The sequence below is a fragment of the Sphingobium sp. TA15 genome, from assembly GCF_037101235.1.
GTDB classification, from domain to species: Bacteria; Pseudomonadota; Alphaproteobacteria; order Sphingomonadales; family Sphingomonadaceae; genus Sphingobium; species Sphingobium indicum.
Window position 1 is genome coordinate 1,582,636 of the sequence record NZ_AP025355.1, and the last position, 14,401, is coordinate 1,597,036.

Here is a 14,401-nt window from a genome sequence, read left to right on the forward strand (position 1 = left end):
AGAAGCGATTAAAAGATAAAGCTGTAGAAGGCCGTGAAGAAGGCGCCAAAGCTCAGCATAAAGAGTTTCCAGTCATTGTCGTCGGAAACCGGCGGGCGTTCGCGCGCGGCGGGGGCCGGTTCGACGATGCGCAGGACATGGCGCGGCAGCCGCTGGCGGAATGGATGGCGCGCCGACTCGCTCGTCAGGACTAGAGGTCTGCTTCTCATGACGCACAGGTTAAGAGATTCTTTACCTTTTGGAATATCGCGGTTTACGGTTAACCCCCGATTGTCCCGCGACGGGACACGCTTGACCGTGTCAGGCAAATAACACAGCATGTCCGAAGCGATGACCGATCCCCTGCCGAATCCGGAGCCTGAAACCCTGCCGCCCCGCGCCTTCGGCGCCGGTCCGCCCAGCGCCTTCGCGCCGCCCCGGCCCTGGAAGCGGCGGATGCAGATCGCCGGATGGGTGGTCGCGGCGCTGCTGGCGTTGCTGATGATCCTGATCGCCTGGCTGGCGGTGACGGCGCCGCTGTCCCGATCCCTGAAGCCCATCGCGCCGCCCAGCATCAGCCTGATGTCGGCGGACAGCCATCTGATCGCCCGGCGCGGCGCGATCATCGACCGGCCCGTGACCGTCGCGGCGTTGCCCGAACATGTGCCGCAGGCCTTCATGGCGATAGAGGACCGGCGGTTCCGCAGCCATTGGGGCGTCGACCCGCGCGGCATAGCGCGGGCGGCCTGGCATAATCTCTGGTCCAGCGGATCGTCGCAGGGCGGCAGCACGATCACGCAGCAGCTTGCCAAGGGCGTGTTCCTGTCCGCCGACCGCACCTTCGGCCGCAAGGCGCGGGAGGCGCTGATCGCCTTCTGGCTGGAGGCGTGGCTGACCAAGGACCAGATCATGGAGAGATACCTCTCCAACGTCTATTTCGGCGACAATGTCTATGGGCTGAGGGCAGCGTCCCTCCATTATTTCAACCGCCAGCCGGAGCGGCTGACCATCCCGCAGGCGGCGATGCTGGCCGGGCTGCTGAAAGCGCCCTCGCGGCTGGCGCCGACCGCCAATCTGAAGGGCGCGCAGGAACGGGCCACGTTGGTGACGCAGGCGATGGTCGAGGCGGGCTATATCAGCAAGGCGCAGCGCAATGCCCTGTCCCCCGCCCGGCTCAACGTGCAGGAGGCGCCCGATCCGACCAGCGGCACCTATTTCGCCGACTGGGTGCTGCCGCAGGCCCGCGACAGGGCGGGCGCGGTCTATGGCGCGCAAAATGTGACGACCACGCTGGACTGGCGCATCCAGCGGCTGGCGGAGGCGGCCATCCGCCGCGCTCCGCTGGGCAAGGCGCAGGCGGCGCTGGTCGCGATGAAGCCCGACGGCAGCGTGGTCGCCATGGTCGGCGGCAAAAATTATCGCGAAAGCGCCTTCAACCGGGCGGTGCAGGCGAAGCGACAGCCGGGATCGACGTTCAAGCTGTTCGTCTATCTGGCCGCCTTCCGCGCCGGGATGACGCCCGACGATTTCGTCGAGGACACGCCGATCACCACCGGCACCTACCGCCCGGCCAATCATGGCGGCAAATATCGCGGCAGGATCACCCTGCGGCAGGCCTTCGCGGCGTCGAGCAATGTCGCGGCGGTGCGGCTGACGCAGAAGGTGGGCGTGGACAATGTGATCAAGGTGGCCCGCGACCTGGGGGTCACCGCGCCGCTGACCGAGGATCTGAGCCTGGCGCTGGGCACCTCGGAAATCCCGCTGGTGGAGTTGACGGAGGCCTATGCGGCGGTGGCGGCGGGCACCTATCCGGTGCTGGCCCATGGCCTGCCGCCGGAGGAAGAGGGCTGGTTCGACCGGCTGATGAGCCGCCGAAAGCGTTTCAGCGACGACCATCTGGAGATGATCCGCGACCTGCTGTCCTCCGCCGCCAATCGCGGCACGGGCAGCGCGGCGGCGCTGCGCACCAGCACCTTCGGCAAGACGGGCACGACGCAGGACAGCCGGGACGCCATCTTCGTCGGCTATGCGGGCGGGCTGGTGACGGCGGTGTGGATCGGCAATGACGACAACAGCCCCCTGCCCGGCGGCGCTGCGGGCGGCGGCGTGCCTGCGCGGATCTGGCGCAACTTCATGGCAGGCGCGATCAACGAGCCGGTCGAGGATGCGCCGGAGGACACGAAGGACAGCGACCTGGTCAACGCCATCGCCAATGTCGCGACGGAGGCGGGCCTGGGCAATATGAGCGTGGGCCTGGATACGCAGGGCGTGACGGTGAATATCGGGGGCGGCCAGATCCGCCTGCCCATCGACCAGCCGCCAGGGCCTCCGCCCGGACCGCAGCCGGCAGCGCCGCCGCCGCGCATCATCGTACCGGCCGATCCGACTGCGGGGGATCAGGAACCTTGATGGCGGCGAAGGGATTGCGTGCTCCTGCGAAGGCATTCGACCGAGACAAGCGGCTCGGGAGAACCTAGGGTGTGTGGGGATTCAGTTCAGGGCGCGGCGAAAATAGTGGATTTCGAGAACCGGCGCGCAGCGTACTTCAGTACGTGAGCACCGGAAGCGCAGAAAGCCGCTATTTGCAGCCCGCCATGGGCTGAATCCCCACACACCCTAGTTCAGATGTTGGAACTGGGCTCCTGCCTTCGCAGGAGCACATCGCGCTTCAATCTGATCGGGATAAACCTCAGCCCCCCTCAAAAAAGCGCCTGCAAATCCATCCGCCCTTTCTCATGGTCGCGGACTGCCCTACATGGGCGGGATGAGCGCCCCCCTCTACAATAAGGACATCTTGCGGCTGGCCGCGAACATTCCCTATCACAAGCGGCTGTCGGACCCGCAGGCGAGCGTGGAGAAGCGTTCGCCCACCTGCGGGTCGCGGGTGACGGCGGACGTCAGGATGGACGCCGGGCGGGTCGCTGAGATCGGGCTGGACGTGAAGGCCTGCGCCCTGGGCCAGGCATCGGCTTCGCTGATGGCGGCGCGGGCCGTCGGCCTGACCGCCGATGAGCTGGCCGATGCGCGGGACCGGCTGACCGCCTATCTGGCGGGGGAAAGCGACGATCTGGATTTCTGGCCCGGACTGGCGGTGCTGGCCCCGGCGCGGGGCTATCCGGCGCGCCATGCCTCGATCAGGCTGGGCTTCGAGGCCGTGGCCGAAGCTGCCCGCATGGCCGACGCCTGATGCAGGGACAACCGATGCAGGGACAGGCCGCGCAGGTCGCCGCTTCGCCGGTTTCCGCGACCGACATGCTGCTGTCCGAAGGCGTGGTCCTGCTGGGCGCGGCGGTGCTGTTCGTCATGCTGTTCCGTCGCCTTGGGCTGGGCGCGGTGCTGGGCTATCTGGTCGCGGGCGCGCTGGTCGGGCCGCAGGGGTTGAGGCTGGTCGGCGGGGCGGAATCGAAGCTCGCCATAGCCGAAATCGGCATCGTCCTGCTGCTGTTCCTGGTGGGCCTCGAACTGCATCCGGCCCGGCTGTGGCGGCTGAAGCGCGACATTTTCGCGCTCGGCATGGCGCAGGTGGTGCTGTGCGGATGCGCCCTTACCGCGATCATCTTCTACACCACCGGCTTCACCTGGGGCGCGGCGATTGCCTTGGGGCTGCCCCTGGCGCTGTCCTCCACCGCTCAGGTGCTGCCCGGCCTCAAGAGCAGCGGCCGGATCAATTCGCCCTTCGGCGAAAAGGTGTTCTCGATCCTGCTGTTCCAGGATCTGTCCATCGTCCCGCTGATCACCATCGTCGCGGCCCTCTCCCGCAACCCCGCCAATGTGGGCGGGCCGCCGGGATGGCTGATGGCGGGCTATACGGTGGCCGCCATCGCCGGGCTGGTGCTGGCGGGCCGCTTCGTGCTGCGGCCCCTGCTCCATCTGGTCGGGCGGCTGGGCGAGCGGGAATTGTTCGTCGTCGTCGGGCTGTTCACCGTGCTGGCGGCGGCGGCTTTGATGCACGCGCTGCACCTTTCAACCGCGCTGGGCGCCTTCATCGCGGGCGTGATGCTGGCCGATTCGCCCTACCGGCATGAGATAGAGGCGGATGTCGAACCCTTCCGGTCCATCCTGCTCGGCCTCTTCTTCCTGGCGGTCGGCATGGTGCTGGACCTGCATGCGGTGGCGGCCAACCCCCTGTTCGTCATCGGCATGGCGGGGATATTGGTGCTGACAAAGGCGGCGCTCATCACCGGCCTTGCCCGATTGTTCGGGATGGAGTGGAACCAGGCCATCGGCTCCGGCCTGCTGCTGAGCCAGGGCGGCGAATTCGGCTTCGTGCTGTTCGCGCAAGCGCAGAACGCCCTGCTGATCGCGCCCCAGGCGGCCAGCCTGTTCAGCGCCATCGTCACCTTCTCCATGGCGACGACGCCCTTCCTGATGCTGTTCGCCCGCAGGCTGGAATTCGCCAAGCCCAGGACGGGACTGGATCTGCCCCGGCCCGAAGACGCGCCGCGCGGCACGGCGATCATCGTTGGCTATGGCCGGTTCGGCCAGACCGTCGCGCAGATGCTGATGGGCCATGGCTTCGGCGTCGTGCTGATCGACAAGAAACCTTCGCAGATCGAGGTTTCCAGCCAGTTCGACATGAAGGTCTATTATGGCGACGGCACGCGGATCGACCTGCTGCGCCGTTCGGGGGCGGAGGAGGCGCGGCTGATCGCTTTCTGCATCGACGATCCCTCGCTCGACGCGCGGGTGCTGGAGCCGATTGCCGAAGCCTTCCCGCAGGCGGCGCTGGTGGTGCGCGCCTTCGACCGGCGGCAATTGCTGGCGTTCAAGGACATGGACCTGGCGGGCATCGTGCGCGAAGTGTTCGAATCGGCCATCTGCATGGGCGTGCAGGCGATGGAGGCGCTGGGCGTCCCGCCGGAGGAGGTCGAGGAGGTCGAGCGCCAATATCGCCGGAATGACGAGCAGCGCATGGCCCTTCAGATCGAGCATGGCGATTTCATGGCGGCCAAGGAATTGATGTACCGGCCCGGCCGGCGCATGCGCCTGGTGGCGAGGGGCGAAGGAGAGGATCAGGCATGATCGCGGTTCTGGCGGCATTGTCGGCGGCTCTTGCTATTGCGGCGGGCGCCTTCGGCGCGCATGGCGCGGCCAGCCCCCAGGCGGCGGAATGGCTGCGCACGGGCGGGCTTTATCAGCTTATCCATGCGGTGGGCGCGCTGGCCATCATGGGGGTGGCGCGGGGACCGGCGGCGCTGCACCTGGGCGGGGCGGCGATCTTCGCCTTCACCCTTTACGCCATGGCTCTGGGCGCGCCCAAATGGCTGGGCGCGGTGACGCCCGTCGGCGGGACGCTGATGATCGCGGGCTGGATATGGGCGGCCTGGATCTACTGGAGGGGGTGACGGATCGCGACCGCCACTTGCCCCCGCACCAACCCAGGCTTAGATTGAACCCATGGCCGACCATCATCATCACGACCATTACGAACCGTCGAGCGACAGCCTCGCGGATGCCGCCCGCGCCACGCTGGAGGCGAGCCACGAACAATGGACGCCAATGCGCGCCGCCATTTTCGATGCCCTGGCGGCGGAGGCAACCCCTGCATCGGCCTATGACATCGCCGACAGCGTGTCGAAAGCGCGCGGCAAGCGGGTGGCGCCCAACAGTGTCTATCGCATCCTCGACCTGTTCGTGACCAACAATATCGCGATGCGGGTGGAAAGCGCCAACGCCTATATCGCCAATGTCCATCCCGGCTGTCATCACGACTGCATCTTCCTGGTGTGCAGGAACTGCAAGCAGGCGACGCATGTCGACGACGACAAGGTGACGGACAAGGTCCGCGCAGTGGCGCGGGCCGAGGGTTTTCAGCCGGATCGCCCCGTGATCGAGATATTGGGCATCTGCGCCAAGTGCGCCGCGTGAGGGAGTTGCGCATCGGCCCGGAACGGCCTAGCGCCTTGGGGAGTCTATGTCCTTGATGAACGATCGCCCCTCCACTCCGCTGCTCGACCAGGTCGTCTGGCCCGCGGACCTGCGCAAGCTGCAACCCGACCGGCTTCGGCAACTGGCCGACGAACTGCGGCAGGAAGTGATTTCCGCCGTCGGCGTGACCGGCGGCCATCTGGGGTCCGGGCTGGGCGTGGTGGAGCTGACCACGGCGATCCATTATGTGTTCGATACGCCCAACGACAAGCTGGTCTGGGATGTCGGCCACCAATGCTATCCGCACAAGATATTGACCGGGCGGCGGGACCGCATCCGCACCTTGCGCCAGGGCGGCGGCCTCAGCGGCTTCACCAAGCGGGCGGAGAGCGAGTACGACCCCTTCGGCGCGGCGCATAGCTCGACCTCGATCAGCGCGGCGCTGGGCTTTGCCGTGGCGAACAGGATGCAGGGCAAGCCCGGCAAGGGCATCGCTGTCATCGGCGACGGCTCCATGTCGGCGGGCATGGCCTATGAGGCGATGAACAATGCGCGGGAGGCCGGAAATCGGCTGATCGTCATCCTGAACGACAATGACATGTCCATCGCTCCTCCGGTCGGCGGGCTGTCGGCCTATCTGGCGCGGCTGGTGTCGAGCCGGGAGTTCCTCGGCCTGCGCGACCTTGCCAAGCGGCTGGCGCGGCGGCTGCCCCGCCCGCTGCACAATGCGGCGCGCAAGACCGACGAATTCGCGCGCGGCATGGCGATGGGCGGGACTTTGTTCGAGGAACTGGGCTTCTACTATGTCGGGCCGATCGACGGGCATAATCTGGACCAGTTGATCCCGGTGCTGGAAAATGTCCGCGACGCGGCGGAGGGGCCGTGCCTGGTCCATGTCGTGACGCAGAAGGGCAAGGGCTATGCCCCGGCCGAGGCGGCGGCGGACAAATATCATGGCGTGCAGAAGTTCGACGTCATCACCGGCGCGCAGGCCAAGGCGCCTCCGGGGCCGCCCAGCTATACCGGCGTGTTCGCCAAGGCGCTGATCGCGGAGGCGGAGCGCGACCCCGCCATATGCGCGATCACCGCCGCCATGCCTTCGGGGACGGGACTGGACAAGTTCGGCGCGGCCTTCCCCGACCGGACCTTCGATGTCGGCATTGCCGAGCAGCATGCCGTGACCTTCGCGGCGGGGCTGGCGGCGCAGGGGATGCGGCCATTCTGCGCCATCTATTCGACCTTCCTGCAACGCGCCTACGACCAGGTCGTGCATGACGTGGCGATCCAGAACCTGCCGGTGCGCTTCGCCATCGACCGCGCCGGGCTGGTGGGGGCGGACGGTTCGACCCATGCGGGCAGCTTCGACGTGACCTATCTTGCCAGCCTGCCGAATTTCGTCGTCATGGCGGCAGCGGACGAGGCGGAACTGGTCCATATGGTCCACACCTGCGCCGTGCATGACGATGGGCCGATCGCGGTGCGCTACCCGCGCGGCAACGGCACGGGCATCGCCCTGCCCGCAACGCCGGAAAGGCTGGAAATCGGCAAGGGCAGGATCGTGCGGGAGGGGCGGCAGGTCGCGATCCTGTCGCTCGGAACCCGGCTGGAGGAGGCGCTGAAGGCCGCGGAGACGCTGGAGGCGAAGGGGCTGTCCACGACGGTGGCGGACCTGCGCTTTGCCAAGCCGCTGGACGAAGCGCTGATCCGCAGGCTGCTGACGACCCATGAAGTCGCCGTCACCATCGAGGAAGGTGCCGTCGGCGGCCTGGGCGCGCATGTGCTGACGATGGCGAGCGACCAGGGATTGATCGACAATGGCCTGAAGCTGCGGACCATGCGCCTGCCCGACATCTTTCAGGATCAGGACAAGCCGGAAAAGCAATATGCCGACGCCCGTCTGGATGCGGGAGCCATTGTCGACACGGTGCTGACGGCGCTCCGCCATAACAGCACCGGCATCGGGACCGAAGCGCGGGCCTGATCAGCAACCAAAAGGTTGCATGATACGGGTGATGAGTGCATATAGGCAACCTGGAGGTTGCCTATATGCCTGATTTCATCATCAAGACCATCGAGATCGCCGCAGCTGTCGAGAAGGTTTGGGACGCCCTGATCGATCATGAGAAGTTCGGGAGCTGGTTCCGGGTCGCGCTGGATCAACCCTTCACGGTTGGCCAGGCTTCGACCGGGCATATGACCTATCCCGGCTACGAGGATTATCGCTGGGAAGCGCTGGTCGTGGCGATCGAGCCGATGACGCGCTTCGCCTATGAATGGCCGGCGACCGGGGGCGACAAAGCGTTGATGGAGAGCGGCGTGGCCGTGCCGGAATGGACGCTGGTGGAGTTTCTGCTGGAGCCGGTGGAAAGCGGCACGCGGCTGACGGTCACGGAAAGCGGGTTCGACAAGGTGCCGGAACCCCGGCGGAGCAACGTCATGCGGGATAATGACGGCGGCTGGGCCGAACAGGTGAAAAATATCCGCGACTATGCCGAGCGTTGAGCCTTCCCCTGCCCGCCTGTTCGCGGCCCTGGGCGACGCGACGCGGCTGGGCATGATCGGGCGGCTTTCCGATGGCGGAGAACGATCGATCGGTCAGTTGGGCGACGGATTGCCGATCAGCCGCCAGGCGGTGGCCAAGCATCTGGACGTGCTGCTGGGCGCCGGGCTGGTCACGCGGACCAGGTCTGGGCGGGAGGCGCTGTTTCGTCTGCGTCCCGAGGGCGTGGCTGAGGCCAGGGACTGGCTTGCCAAGGTGAATGGCCAGTGGGACGGGACTTTGGGCCGGCTCAGGGATTTCGTCGAGAGCCAGCCCTGAGTTCCGGTTTTTCCGATTATTGCGGGGTGGCGGCGCGAGCGTCCTGGCCGTCGCCTTCCGGGGCGGCGATGATGTCGCGGGTGGTGGCGCCCTTGTCGACCACTTCGGTCGCCGGATCGCCGACCGAGGAACGGATGCCCGCGGCCGCATTGGCGCGGCCGGCGGCGCTCAGCGTGGCGCTTTCGCCGGGGCTGCGGGCGGCGGGACCGCCGAACATGGCCTCCATCGCGGCCTTGCTCGAATCGACGGACGCGGCGGCGGGCGTGCCGGGCGCGGGCGGAACCAGCGCGAAGTCGGGCGGGATCACGAGCGGAGCCTGGCGCGAAACGGCAAATTCGTCGGGACGCGAACGGTTGAAGAGGCCGCCGCCGCCGCCGCAGGCGGACAGCATCGAAATCAGGCCAGCGGCGAGGATCAGTTTACGCATCAGTTCAGTGACTCCGTCTTTGCGCCCTTCTCGCGCAGCAGAAGCGCCCGCGCAAGCAGGATCAGCACGCCGAAAGTGATGGCCGCATCGGCCAGGTTGAAAATCAGGAAAGGCCGCCATTCGCCGAAATGCAGGTCGGCATAGTCGACCACATAGCCCAGCCGCACGCGGTCGATGATGTTGCCGACCGCGCCGCCCAACACCAGGCCGAGCGCCGCCACGTCCTGCCGCGCCTTTTCGCGCCACATCCAGACGCCCACGAAGGCCGCGATCAAGATGGTCATGCCGACCAGCAGCCAGCGCATCACGTCGGTTTCCGCGTGGAAGAAACCCATGGAAACGCCGCGATTTTCCAGCCAGCGCAGGCGAAAGATCGGCAGGATTTCAATGCCCTCGTCCATCCGGCTTTTCAGCGCCAGCGGGTAGGTGACGGTATATTTGACGAGCTGGTCTAGCGCGAGCGTGACGATCGCGACGATCAGGCCCAGGGGGCGGTGGTTGACGGGATTTGGCATCAATGACTGCTCAACCTGCGAAATTTAGCGCACCGTGCTCCTGCGAAGGCAGGAGTCCAGTTCGGACCTCTGGACTGGGCTCCTGCCTTCGCAGGAGCACCTGCCGCTTGGCAAGAGTTTATGCGCCCAGCACCTCTTCGCAGCGGTCGCAGAGGGCGCCGTCTTCCTCGACCTCGGGAAGCAGGCGCCAGCAGCGGCCGCATTTGTGCCACTCGCTGGGCTTGACCGTGATGCCTTCAATGCCTTGCTCAAACGCCACGTTCGCAACGATGAAATATTCGGACAAGTCCTGTTCAGAAACACTGCGAATGTCGTTCAAAATAGCTGCTAAATCGGAAATACAGACATCGGCTTCCAGACTGGAACGGATGATCTTTTCGCGGCGGAGGGGTTCGATGGCCTCGTTGACCTGATTCCGCTGGTTGCGAATTTCAGCCCATTTGCCGTCGAGGCTTTGGCTCAGCCAAGCGGCATCAACTTCCGGCCATTCCAGGAAATGGACGCTTTCCTGGGGGTTTGGATAGCGGCTTTGCCACACTTCCTCAGCGGTGAAGGGGATGATCGGCGCGGCGTAGCGGACCAGCGCGTGGAACAAGGTGTCGAGCACCGTGCGATAGGCGCGGCGCTTGGGGTCGGCCTTGGCGTCGCAATAGAGGCAGTCCTTGCGGATGTCGAAGAAGAAGGCCGACAGGTCGCTGTTGACGAAGTCGAACAGGGCGCGGGTGTAGCGGCTGAATTCCAGCCAATTCTCGCTGCCCGCCGCCTTGTCGACCACGCTGCGCAGGTCGGCGTCGAGCCTGGCGAGCAGGTGGAGCATGTAGCGCTCCAGTTCCGGCATTTCCGCGACGGGCAGCTTCTCTTCTTCGGAAAAGTCGGAAAGAGCGCCAAGCAAGTATCGGAAACTGTTGCGAAGTTTGCGATAGGCGTCGGACGATCCAGCCAGCACTTCCTTGCCGATGCGGACGTCGTCGAAATAATCGGTGCTGGCGACCCAGACGCGCAGGATGTCGGAGCCGCTTTCGGCGATGACCTTGAGCGGATCGACCACATTGCCCAGGCTCTTGGACATTTTGCGGCCCTGCCCGTCCAGCGCGAAGCCGTGGGTGAGGACCGCGCCGTAGGGCGCGCGGCCGCGAGTGCCGCTGCTTTCGAGCAGGGAGGACTGGAACCAGCCGCGATGCTGGTCGGACCCTTCGAGATAGAGGTCGGCGCGGGCGTCGGGGCCATAGCGGCCCTCCACGACGAAGCTGTGGGTCGAGCCGCTGTCGAACCAGACGTCGAGGATGTCGTTCACCACCTCATAGTCGTTAAGGTCGTAATCGGGGCCGAGCAGCGCCTGATGGTCTGCGCCGAACCATGCGTCGGCGCCTGCGCCCTTGAACGCTTCGATGATGCGGGCATTGACTGATTTATCAACCAGATATTCGCCGGTCTTGCGATGGACATAGAGGGCGATGGGGACGCCCCAGGCGCGCTGGCGGCTGATCACCCAGTCGGGACGACCCTCCACCATCGAGCGGATGCGGTTGATCGAGCGTTCGGGCACCCATCTTGTGTGTTCGATGGAGTTGAGGGCCAGGTCGCGCAGGGTGGCGGCGTTTTTCTTAAGCCCCTCCCCTTCAGGGGAGGGGTTGGGGTGGGGGATCGCCCCATGTGCGGAACTATCCGGAGAACCCCCACCCCCGGCCCCTCCCCTGAAGGGGAGGGGTGAGGTCATGTCCATCGGGATGAACCATTGCGGGGTGCAGCGGAAGATGATCTTCGCCTTGGAGCGCCAGCTATGGGGGTAGCTGTGCCTGAAATCGTCGGAGGCCGCCAGAAGCCCGCCCGCTTCGCGCAGGTCGGTGCAGATCGGGCCGTCCTTGCCGACGAATTTGGGGTTGATGACCGATCCCTGGCCGCCGAGCCAGAGCCAGTCCTCGCGATATTTGCCGTCATTTTCGACGGCGAAGACCGGGCCCAAGCCGTTCGCCTTGCAGAGCGCGAAGTCGTCCTCACCATGGTCGGGGGCCATGTGGACAAGGCCGGTGCCCGCGTCGGTGGTGACGAAATCGCCCGCGAGGAACGGGCGGGGCTTGGCGAAGAAGCCGCCGAGATGGTGCATCGGGTGGCGGGCGACGGCTCCGGCGAGGTCGGTGCCTTTGAAAACCTTCAAAGTCTCGGTCATGGAGGCTGGCGTTTTTCCAACCTCAGACATCTCGATCGTTGCGGCCTTAAGTAAGTGGCCGTGCCAACTGTCGAAAAGATCTTTGGCGACAACAAATTTCTTACCGCGCAGGCGGGTCAGAGCAGGATGATCCCACCCCTCTAAAGCATCCGTATATGGAATGGCCGTGCCAGCGATGCCGATCGACGTGAATTCAACGAGGACATATTCCACCTCCGGCCCATAAGCCAAAGCCTGGTTTACCGGGATCGTCCAAGGCGTCGTCGTCCAGATCACCGCATAGGCGCCGACCAGTTCCGGCGCGTTCGGCGCTTCCGTGATCTCGAACGCCACGTCGATCTGGGTCGAGACGATGTCCTCATATTCGACCTCCGCCTCGGCCAGCGCGGTCTTTTCGACCGGGGACCACATGACGGGCTTCGCGCCGCGATAAAGCTGGCCGCTTTCCGCGAATTTCAGCAGTTCGCCGGCGATGGTCGCCTCCGCATCGAACTTCATGGTGAGATAGGGATCGTCCCAGTCGCCCATGACGCCAAGGCGCTTGAACTGTTCCTTCTGCACGCCGACCCACTTGTCGGCATAGGCGCGGCATTCGGCGCGGAATTCCTGGGCCGGAACCTCGTCCTTGTTCTGCTTCTTCTTGCGATATTCCTCCTCGATCTTCCATTCGATGGGGAGGCCGTGGCAGTCCCAGCCGGGGACATAGGGGGCGTCCTTGCCGAGCAGGGACTGGCTGCGGACGATGATGTCCTTCAGCACCTTGTTCATCGCATGGCCCATATGGATGTCGCCATTGGCGTAGGGCGGGCCGTCGTGCAGGATGAAGCGTTCCCGGCCCTTCCGCCGTTCGCGCAGCTTGCCGTAGAGGTCCATCGCTTCCCACTGCGCGAGGATCGCCGGTTCCTTCTGCGCGAGGCCCGCCTTCATCGGGAAGTCGGTGACGGGGAGGAAGACGGTGGCTTTATAGTCGGGTGCGTCGGTCATGGGTATCCAGAACAACCAAAAATCCGTCGCCCTGCGCTTGTCAAAGGGCCGATCTTCCTTTCGAAAGAAAAGAAAGGGGCTTCGACAGGCTCAGCCCGAACGGGTGAGAAAAACGTGCCGGTCCCCTACGCGAGGTGGGGCGTTCCCGCAAGGATTTGCCGCGCATCGTCGCAATCCCTGGCGATGGCGGCCATCAGGGCGTCGAGGCCGTCCAGCTTCGCTTCGGGGCGGAGATAGTGGATCAACTGCACCTCTATCCGCTGGTCGTAGAGGCTTTCGGAAAAGTCGAAGAAATGCGGTTCCAGCAATTCCTTGGGCGGGTCGATGCTGGGGCGGACGCCCAGATTGGCGGCGCCGTCCAGCACCCGGCCGTCGGGCAGCAGGGCGCGCACGGCATAAATGCCGTAGGCCGGGCGCAGATAATGGCCCATGTCGATATTGGCGGTGGGGAAGCCGATGGTGCGGCCCAGCTTGTCGCCATGCTGGACCACCCCCTCTATGGTGAAGGGGCGGGTCAGCAGGCGAGTGGCGGTTTCGCAATCGCCGGATTTGAGCGCCTGGCGGATGCGGGTGGAGGAGATGATTTCCCCATCCTGTCCGGTGATGGGGGCCACGGCCTGCGCCGTCAGGCCCAGGGGCGCGCCGAGTTCCGCCAGAGTGGCGATGGAACCGGCGCGGTCGCGGCCGAAGGTGAAATCCTCCCCCGTGACGACTCCGGCGACGCCCCATCGGGCAAGCAGGTCGACGAACGCCTGCGGGTCGAGCGCGGCCAGTTCGCGGGTGAAGTCGAACACCAGCATCGCGTCGGCCCCCGCCCTGGCGAACAGGCGTTCGCGCTGGTCGAGCGTGGTCAGGCGGAACCAGGGCGTGTCCGGGCGGAACAGCCGCATCGGGTGCGGATCGAAAGTCGCGACGATGGCGGGGCGGCCCTGGTCGCGGGCAAGCGCGACGGCGCGGCGAACCACGGCCTGGTGCCCGGCGTGAAATCCGTCGAAATTCCCCAGCGCCATGATGCCGCCGCGCAGATGGGCAGGCATCGGGGCGCTGCTGTGCAGCCGCTCCATGAGGGGCGCTATAGGGGCGCGTCCGGCCACTGGCAATGCGCGGTTGCGCGGCGGAGGGTGACGAAGCTGTAGGCGGGGCGGCCGTCCTGCGCGGGATGGTCCTGACGGGCGACCTCCTGCCAGTCGGCGGGGTCGGGATAGGGGATATGGGTGTCGCCTTCCGCGTCGACATGGACTTCGGTGAGTTCGATGCGGTGCGCGAGGGGGAGAAAGAGTTTCGTGATCTCCGCGCCGCCGATGACGGCGATGGTGGGCGCGGCGGCCCTTGCGATGGCGGCTTCCACCGTGGGGACGGGTTCGGCCCCCTCCCCTGCCCATGTGGCGTCGCGGGTGAGGACGATGTGGCGGCGGCCGGGGAGCAGGCCAGGCAGGCTGTCGAAGGTCTTGCGGCCCATGACCATCGGGTGGCCGAGGGTCAGCGCCTTGAAATGTTTGAGGTCGGCGGGCAGGCGCCAGGGCAGGTCGCCGTCCTTGCCGATCACGCCATTGTCGGCGCGGGCGAGGATGATGAGGATTTCGGGGGTGTCGGTCATAGGGTTCGGGCCGAAATATTATCGTTCATGACGCCTGTCCTCCACT

At 65.8% G+C, this 14,401-nt stretch carries 14 protein-coding genes; 8 read left to right on the forward strand and 6 right to left on the reverse strand.

Translation table 11 applies throughout. The features are described from left to right. Positions 1-8: 8 nt before the first annotated feature. Positions 9-209 carry a hypothetical protein gene (locus Sj15T_RS07865; protein WP_013040530.1) on the reverse strand — a complete coding sequence of 67 codons (201 nt, stop codon included), beginning with the start codon at positions 207-209 and terminating at the stop codon, positions 9-11. A 109-nt stretch (positions 210-318) separates the two neighbouring features. On the opposite strand from Sj15T_RS07865, the gene Sj15T_RS07870 reads away from it, so the two are divergent. From Sj15T_RS07870 to Sj15T_RS07905, 8 genes are all read left to right on the forward strand, one after another. Further along, complete coding sequence (locus tag Sj15T_RS07870; RefSeq protein ID WP_013040531.1) at positions 319-2,388, forward strand: transglycosylase domain-containing protein; 2,070 nt, start codon at positions 319-321, stop codon at positions 2,386-2,388. Positions 2,389-2,743: 355 nt separating this feature from the next. After that, on the forward strand, positions 2,744-3,166 hold the full coding sequence (locus Sj15T_RS07875; RefSeq protein WP_041385969.1) for an iron-sulfur cluster assembly scaffold protein: 423 nt from the start codon (positions 2,744-2,746) through the stop codon (positions 3,164-3,166). A 14-nt stretch (positions 3,167-3,180) separates the two neighbouring features. Further along, positions 3,181-5,001 (forward strand): monovalent cation:proton antiporter-2 (CPA2) family protein, encoded by a 1,821-nt coding sequence (locus Sj15T_RS07880; protein WP_041385971.1) that lies wholly within the window; start codon positions 3,181-3,183, stop codon positions 4,999-5,001. Continuing rightward, positions 4,998-5,324: a DUF423 domain-containing protein gene (locus Sj15T_RS07885; protein WP_007685307.1), complete on the forward strand. Its 327-nt coding sequence runs from the start codon at positions 4,998-5,000 to the stop codon at positions 5,322-5,324. Before Sj15T_RS07880 ends, Sj15T_RS07885 begins: the two co-directional genes overlap by 4 nt. Positions 5,325-5,376: 52 nt before the next feature. Then, positions 5,377-5,847, forward strand: coding sequence for a transcriptional repressor (locus tag Sj15T_RS07890; RefSeq protein ID WP_013040534.1), 471 nt, complete (start codon positions 5,377-5,379; stop codon positions 5,845-5,847). A 46-nt stretch (positions 5,848-5,893) separates the two neighbouring features. After that, the gene (dxs, locus tag Sj15T_RS07895; RefSeq protein ID WP_013040535.1) at positions 5,894-7,828 is read left to right on the forward strand and encodes a 1-deoxy-D-xylulose-5-phosphate synthase; all 1,935 of its coding nucleotides are present in this window, start codon (positions 5,894-5,896) and stop codon (positions 7,826-7,828) included. A gap of 65 nt (positions 7,829-7,893) precedes the next feature. Then, positions 7,894-8,349: an SRPBCC family protein gene (locus Sj15T_RS07900; protein WP_013040536.1), complete on the forward strand. Its 456-nt coding sequence runs from the start codon at positions 7,894-7,896 to the stop codon at positions 8,347-8,349. Beyond that, on the forward strand, positions 8,336-8,665 hold the full coding sequence (locus Sj15T_RS07905; protein ID WP_007685302.1) for a metalloregulator ArsR/SmtB family transcription factor: 330 nt from the start codon (positions 8,336-8,338) through the stop codon (positions 8,663-8,665). Before Sj15T_RS07900 ends, Sj15T_RS07905 begins: the two co-directional genes overlap by 14 nt. A 16-nt stretch (positions 8,666-8,681) precedes the next feature. Here the strand turns inward: Sj15T_RS07905 and Sj15T_RS07910 are convergent, their stop codons facing one another. The 5 genes from Sj15T_RS07910 to Sj15T_RS07930 form a co-directional block, all read right to left on the reverse strand. Beyond that, complete coding sequence (locus tag Sj15T_RS07910; RefSeq protein WP_013040537.1) at positions 8,682-9,092, reverse strand: DUF3035 domain-containing protein; 411 nt, start codon at positions 9,090-9,092, stop codon at positions 8,682-8,684. Next, positions 9,092-9,607 carry a signal peptidase II gene (gene lspA / locus Sj15T_RS07915; protein ID WP_013040538.1) on the reverse strand — a complete coding sequence of 172 codons (516 nt, stop codon included), beginning with the start codon at positions 9,605-9,607 and terminating at the stop codon, positions 9,092-9,094. The genes Sj15T_RS07910 and lspA overlap by 1 nt, the downstream gene beginning before the upstream one ends. 118 nt (positions 9,608-9,725) lie before the next feature. Then, positions 9,726-12,758 (reverse strand): isoleucine--tRNA ligase, encoded by a 3,033-nt coding sequence (locus Sj15T_RS07920; RefSeq protein ID WP_013040539.1) that lies wholly within the window; start codon positions 12,756-12,758, stop codon positions 9,726-9,728. Between the two features lie 125 nt (positions 12,759-12,883). Beyond that, the gene (locus Sj15T_RS07925) at positions 12,884-13,822 is read right to left on the reverse strand and encodes a bifunctional riboflavin kinase/FAD synthetase (RefSeq protein ID WP_013040540.1); all 939 of its coding nucleotides are present in this window, start codon (positions 13,820-13,822) and stop codon (positions 12,884-12,886) included. Positions 13,823-13,830: 8 nt separating this feature from the next. Beyond that, positions 13,831-14,355, reverse strand: a complete 525-nt coding sequence (locus Sj15T_RS07930; RefSeq protein ID WP_013040541.1) for a dihydrofolate reductase — start codon at positions 14,353-14,355, stop codon at positions 13,831-13,833. Between the last annotated feature and the right edge of the window lie 46 nt (positions 14,356-14,401).

Excerpts from the sequence above, each read along its gene's own strand:
- Sj15T_RS07925 (WP_013040540.1), bottom strand. The coding sequence starts at position 13,822 with ATGGAGCGGCTGCACAGCAGCGCCCCGATGCCTGCCCATCTGCGCGGC.
- Sj15T_RS07930 (WP_013040541.1), bottom strand. The coding sequence starts at position 14,355 with ATGACCGACACCCCCGAAATCCTCATCATCCTCGCCCGCGCCGACAAT.
- Sj15T_RS07910 (WP_013040537.1), bottom strand. The coding sequence starts at position 9,092 with ATGCGTAAACTGATCCTCGCCGCTGGCCTGATTTCGATGCTGTCCGCC.
- Sj15T_RS07900 (WP_013040536.1), top strand. The coding sequence starts at position 7,894 with ATGCCTGATTTCATCATCAAGACCATCGAGATCGCCGCAGCTGTCGAG.
- Sj15T_RS07905 (WP_007685302.1), top strand. The coding sequence starts at position 8,336 with ATGCCGAGCGTTGAGCCTTCCCCTGCCCGCCTGTTCGCGGCCCTGGGC.
- Sj15T_RS07875 (WP_041385969.1), top strand. The coding sequence starts at position 2,744 with ATGAGCGCCCCCCTCTACAATAAGGACATCTTGCGGCTGGCCGCGAAC.
- Sj15T_RS07870 (WP_013040531.1), top strand. The coding sequence starts at position 319 with ATGTCCGAAGCGATGACCGATCCCCTGCCGAATCCGGAGCCTGAAACC.
- Sj15T_RS07880 (WP_041385971.1), top strand. The coding sequence starts at position 3,181 with ATGCAGGGACAGGCCGCGCAGGTCGCCGCTTCGCCGGTTTCCGCGACC.
- dxs (WP_013040535.1), top strand. The coding sequence starts at position 5,894 with ATGTCCTTGATGAACGATCGCCCCTCCACTCCGCTGCTCGACCAGGTC.
- lspA (WP_013040538.1), bottom strand. The coding sequence starts at position 9,607 with ATGCCAAATCCCGTCAACCACCGCCCCCTGGGCCTGATCGTCGCGATC.
- Sj15T_RS07885 (WP_007685307.1), top strand. The coding sequence starts at position 4,998 with ATGATCGCGGTTCTGGCGGCATTGTCGGCGGCTCTTGCTATTGCGGCG.
- Sj15T_RS07920 (WP_013040539.1), bottom strand. The coding sequence starts at position 12,758 with ATGACCGACGCACCCGACTATAAAGCCACCGTCTTCCTCCCCGTCACC.
- Sj15T_RS07865 (WP_013040530.1), bottom strand. The coding sequence starts at position 209 with ATGAGAAGCAGACCTCTAGTCCTGACGAGCGAGTCGGCGCGCCATCCA.
- Sj15T_RS07890 (WP_013040534.1), top strand. The coding sequence starts at position 5,377 with ATGGCCGACCATCATCATCACGACCATTACGAACCGTCGAGCGACAGC.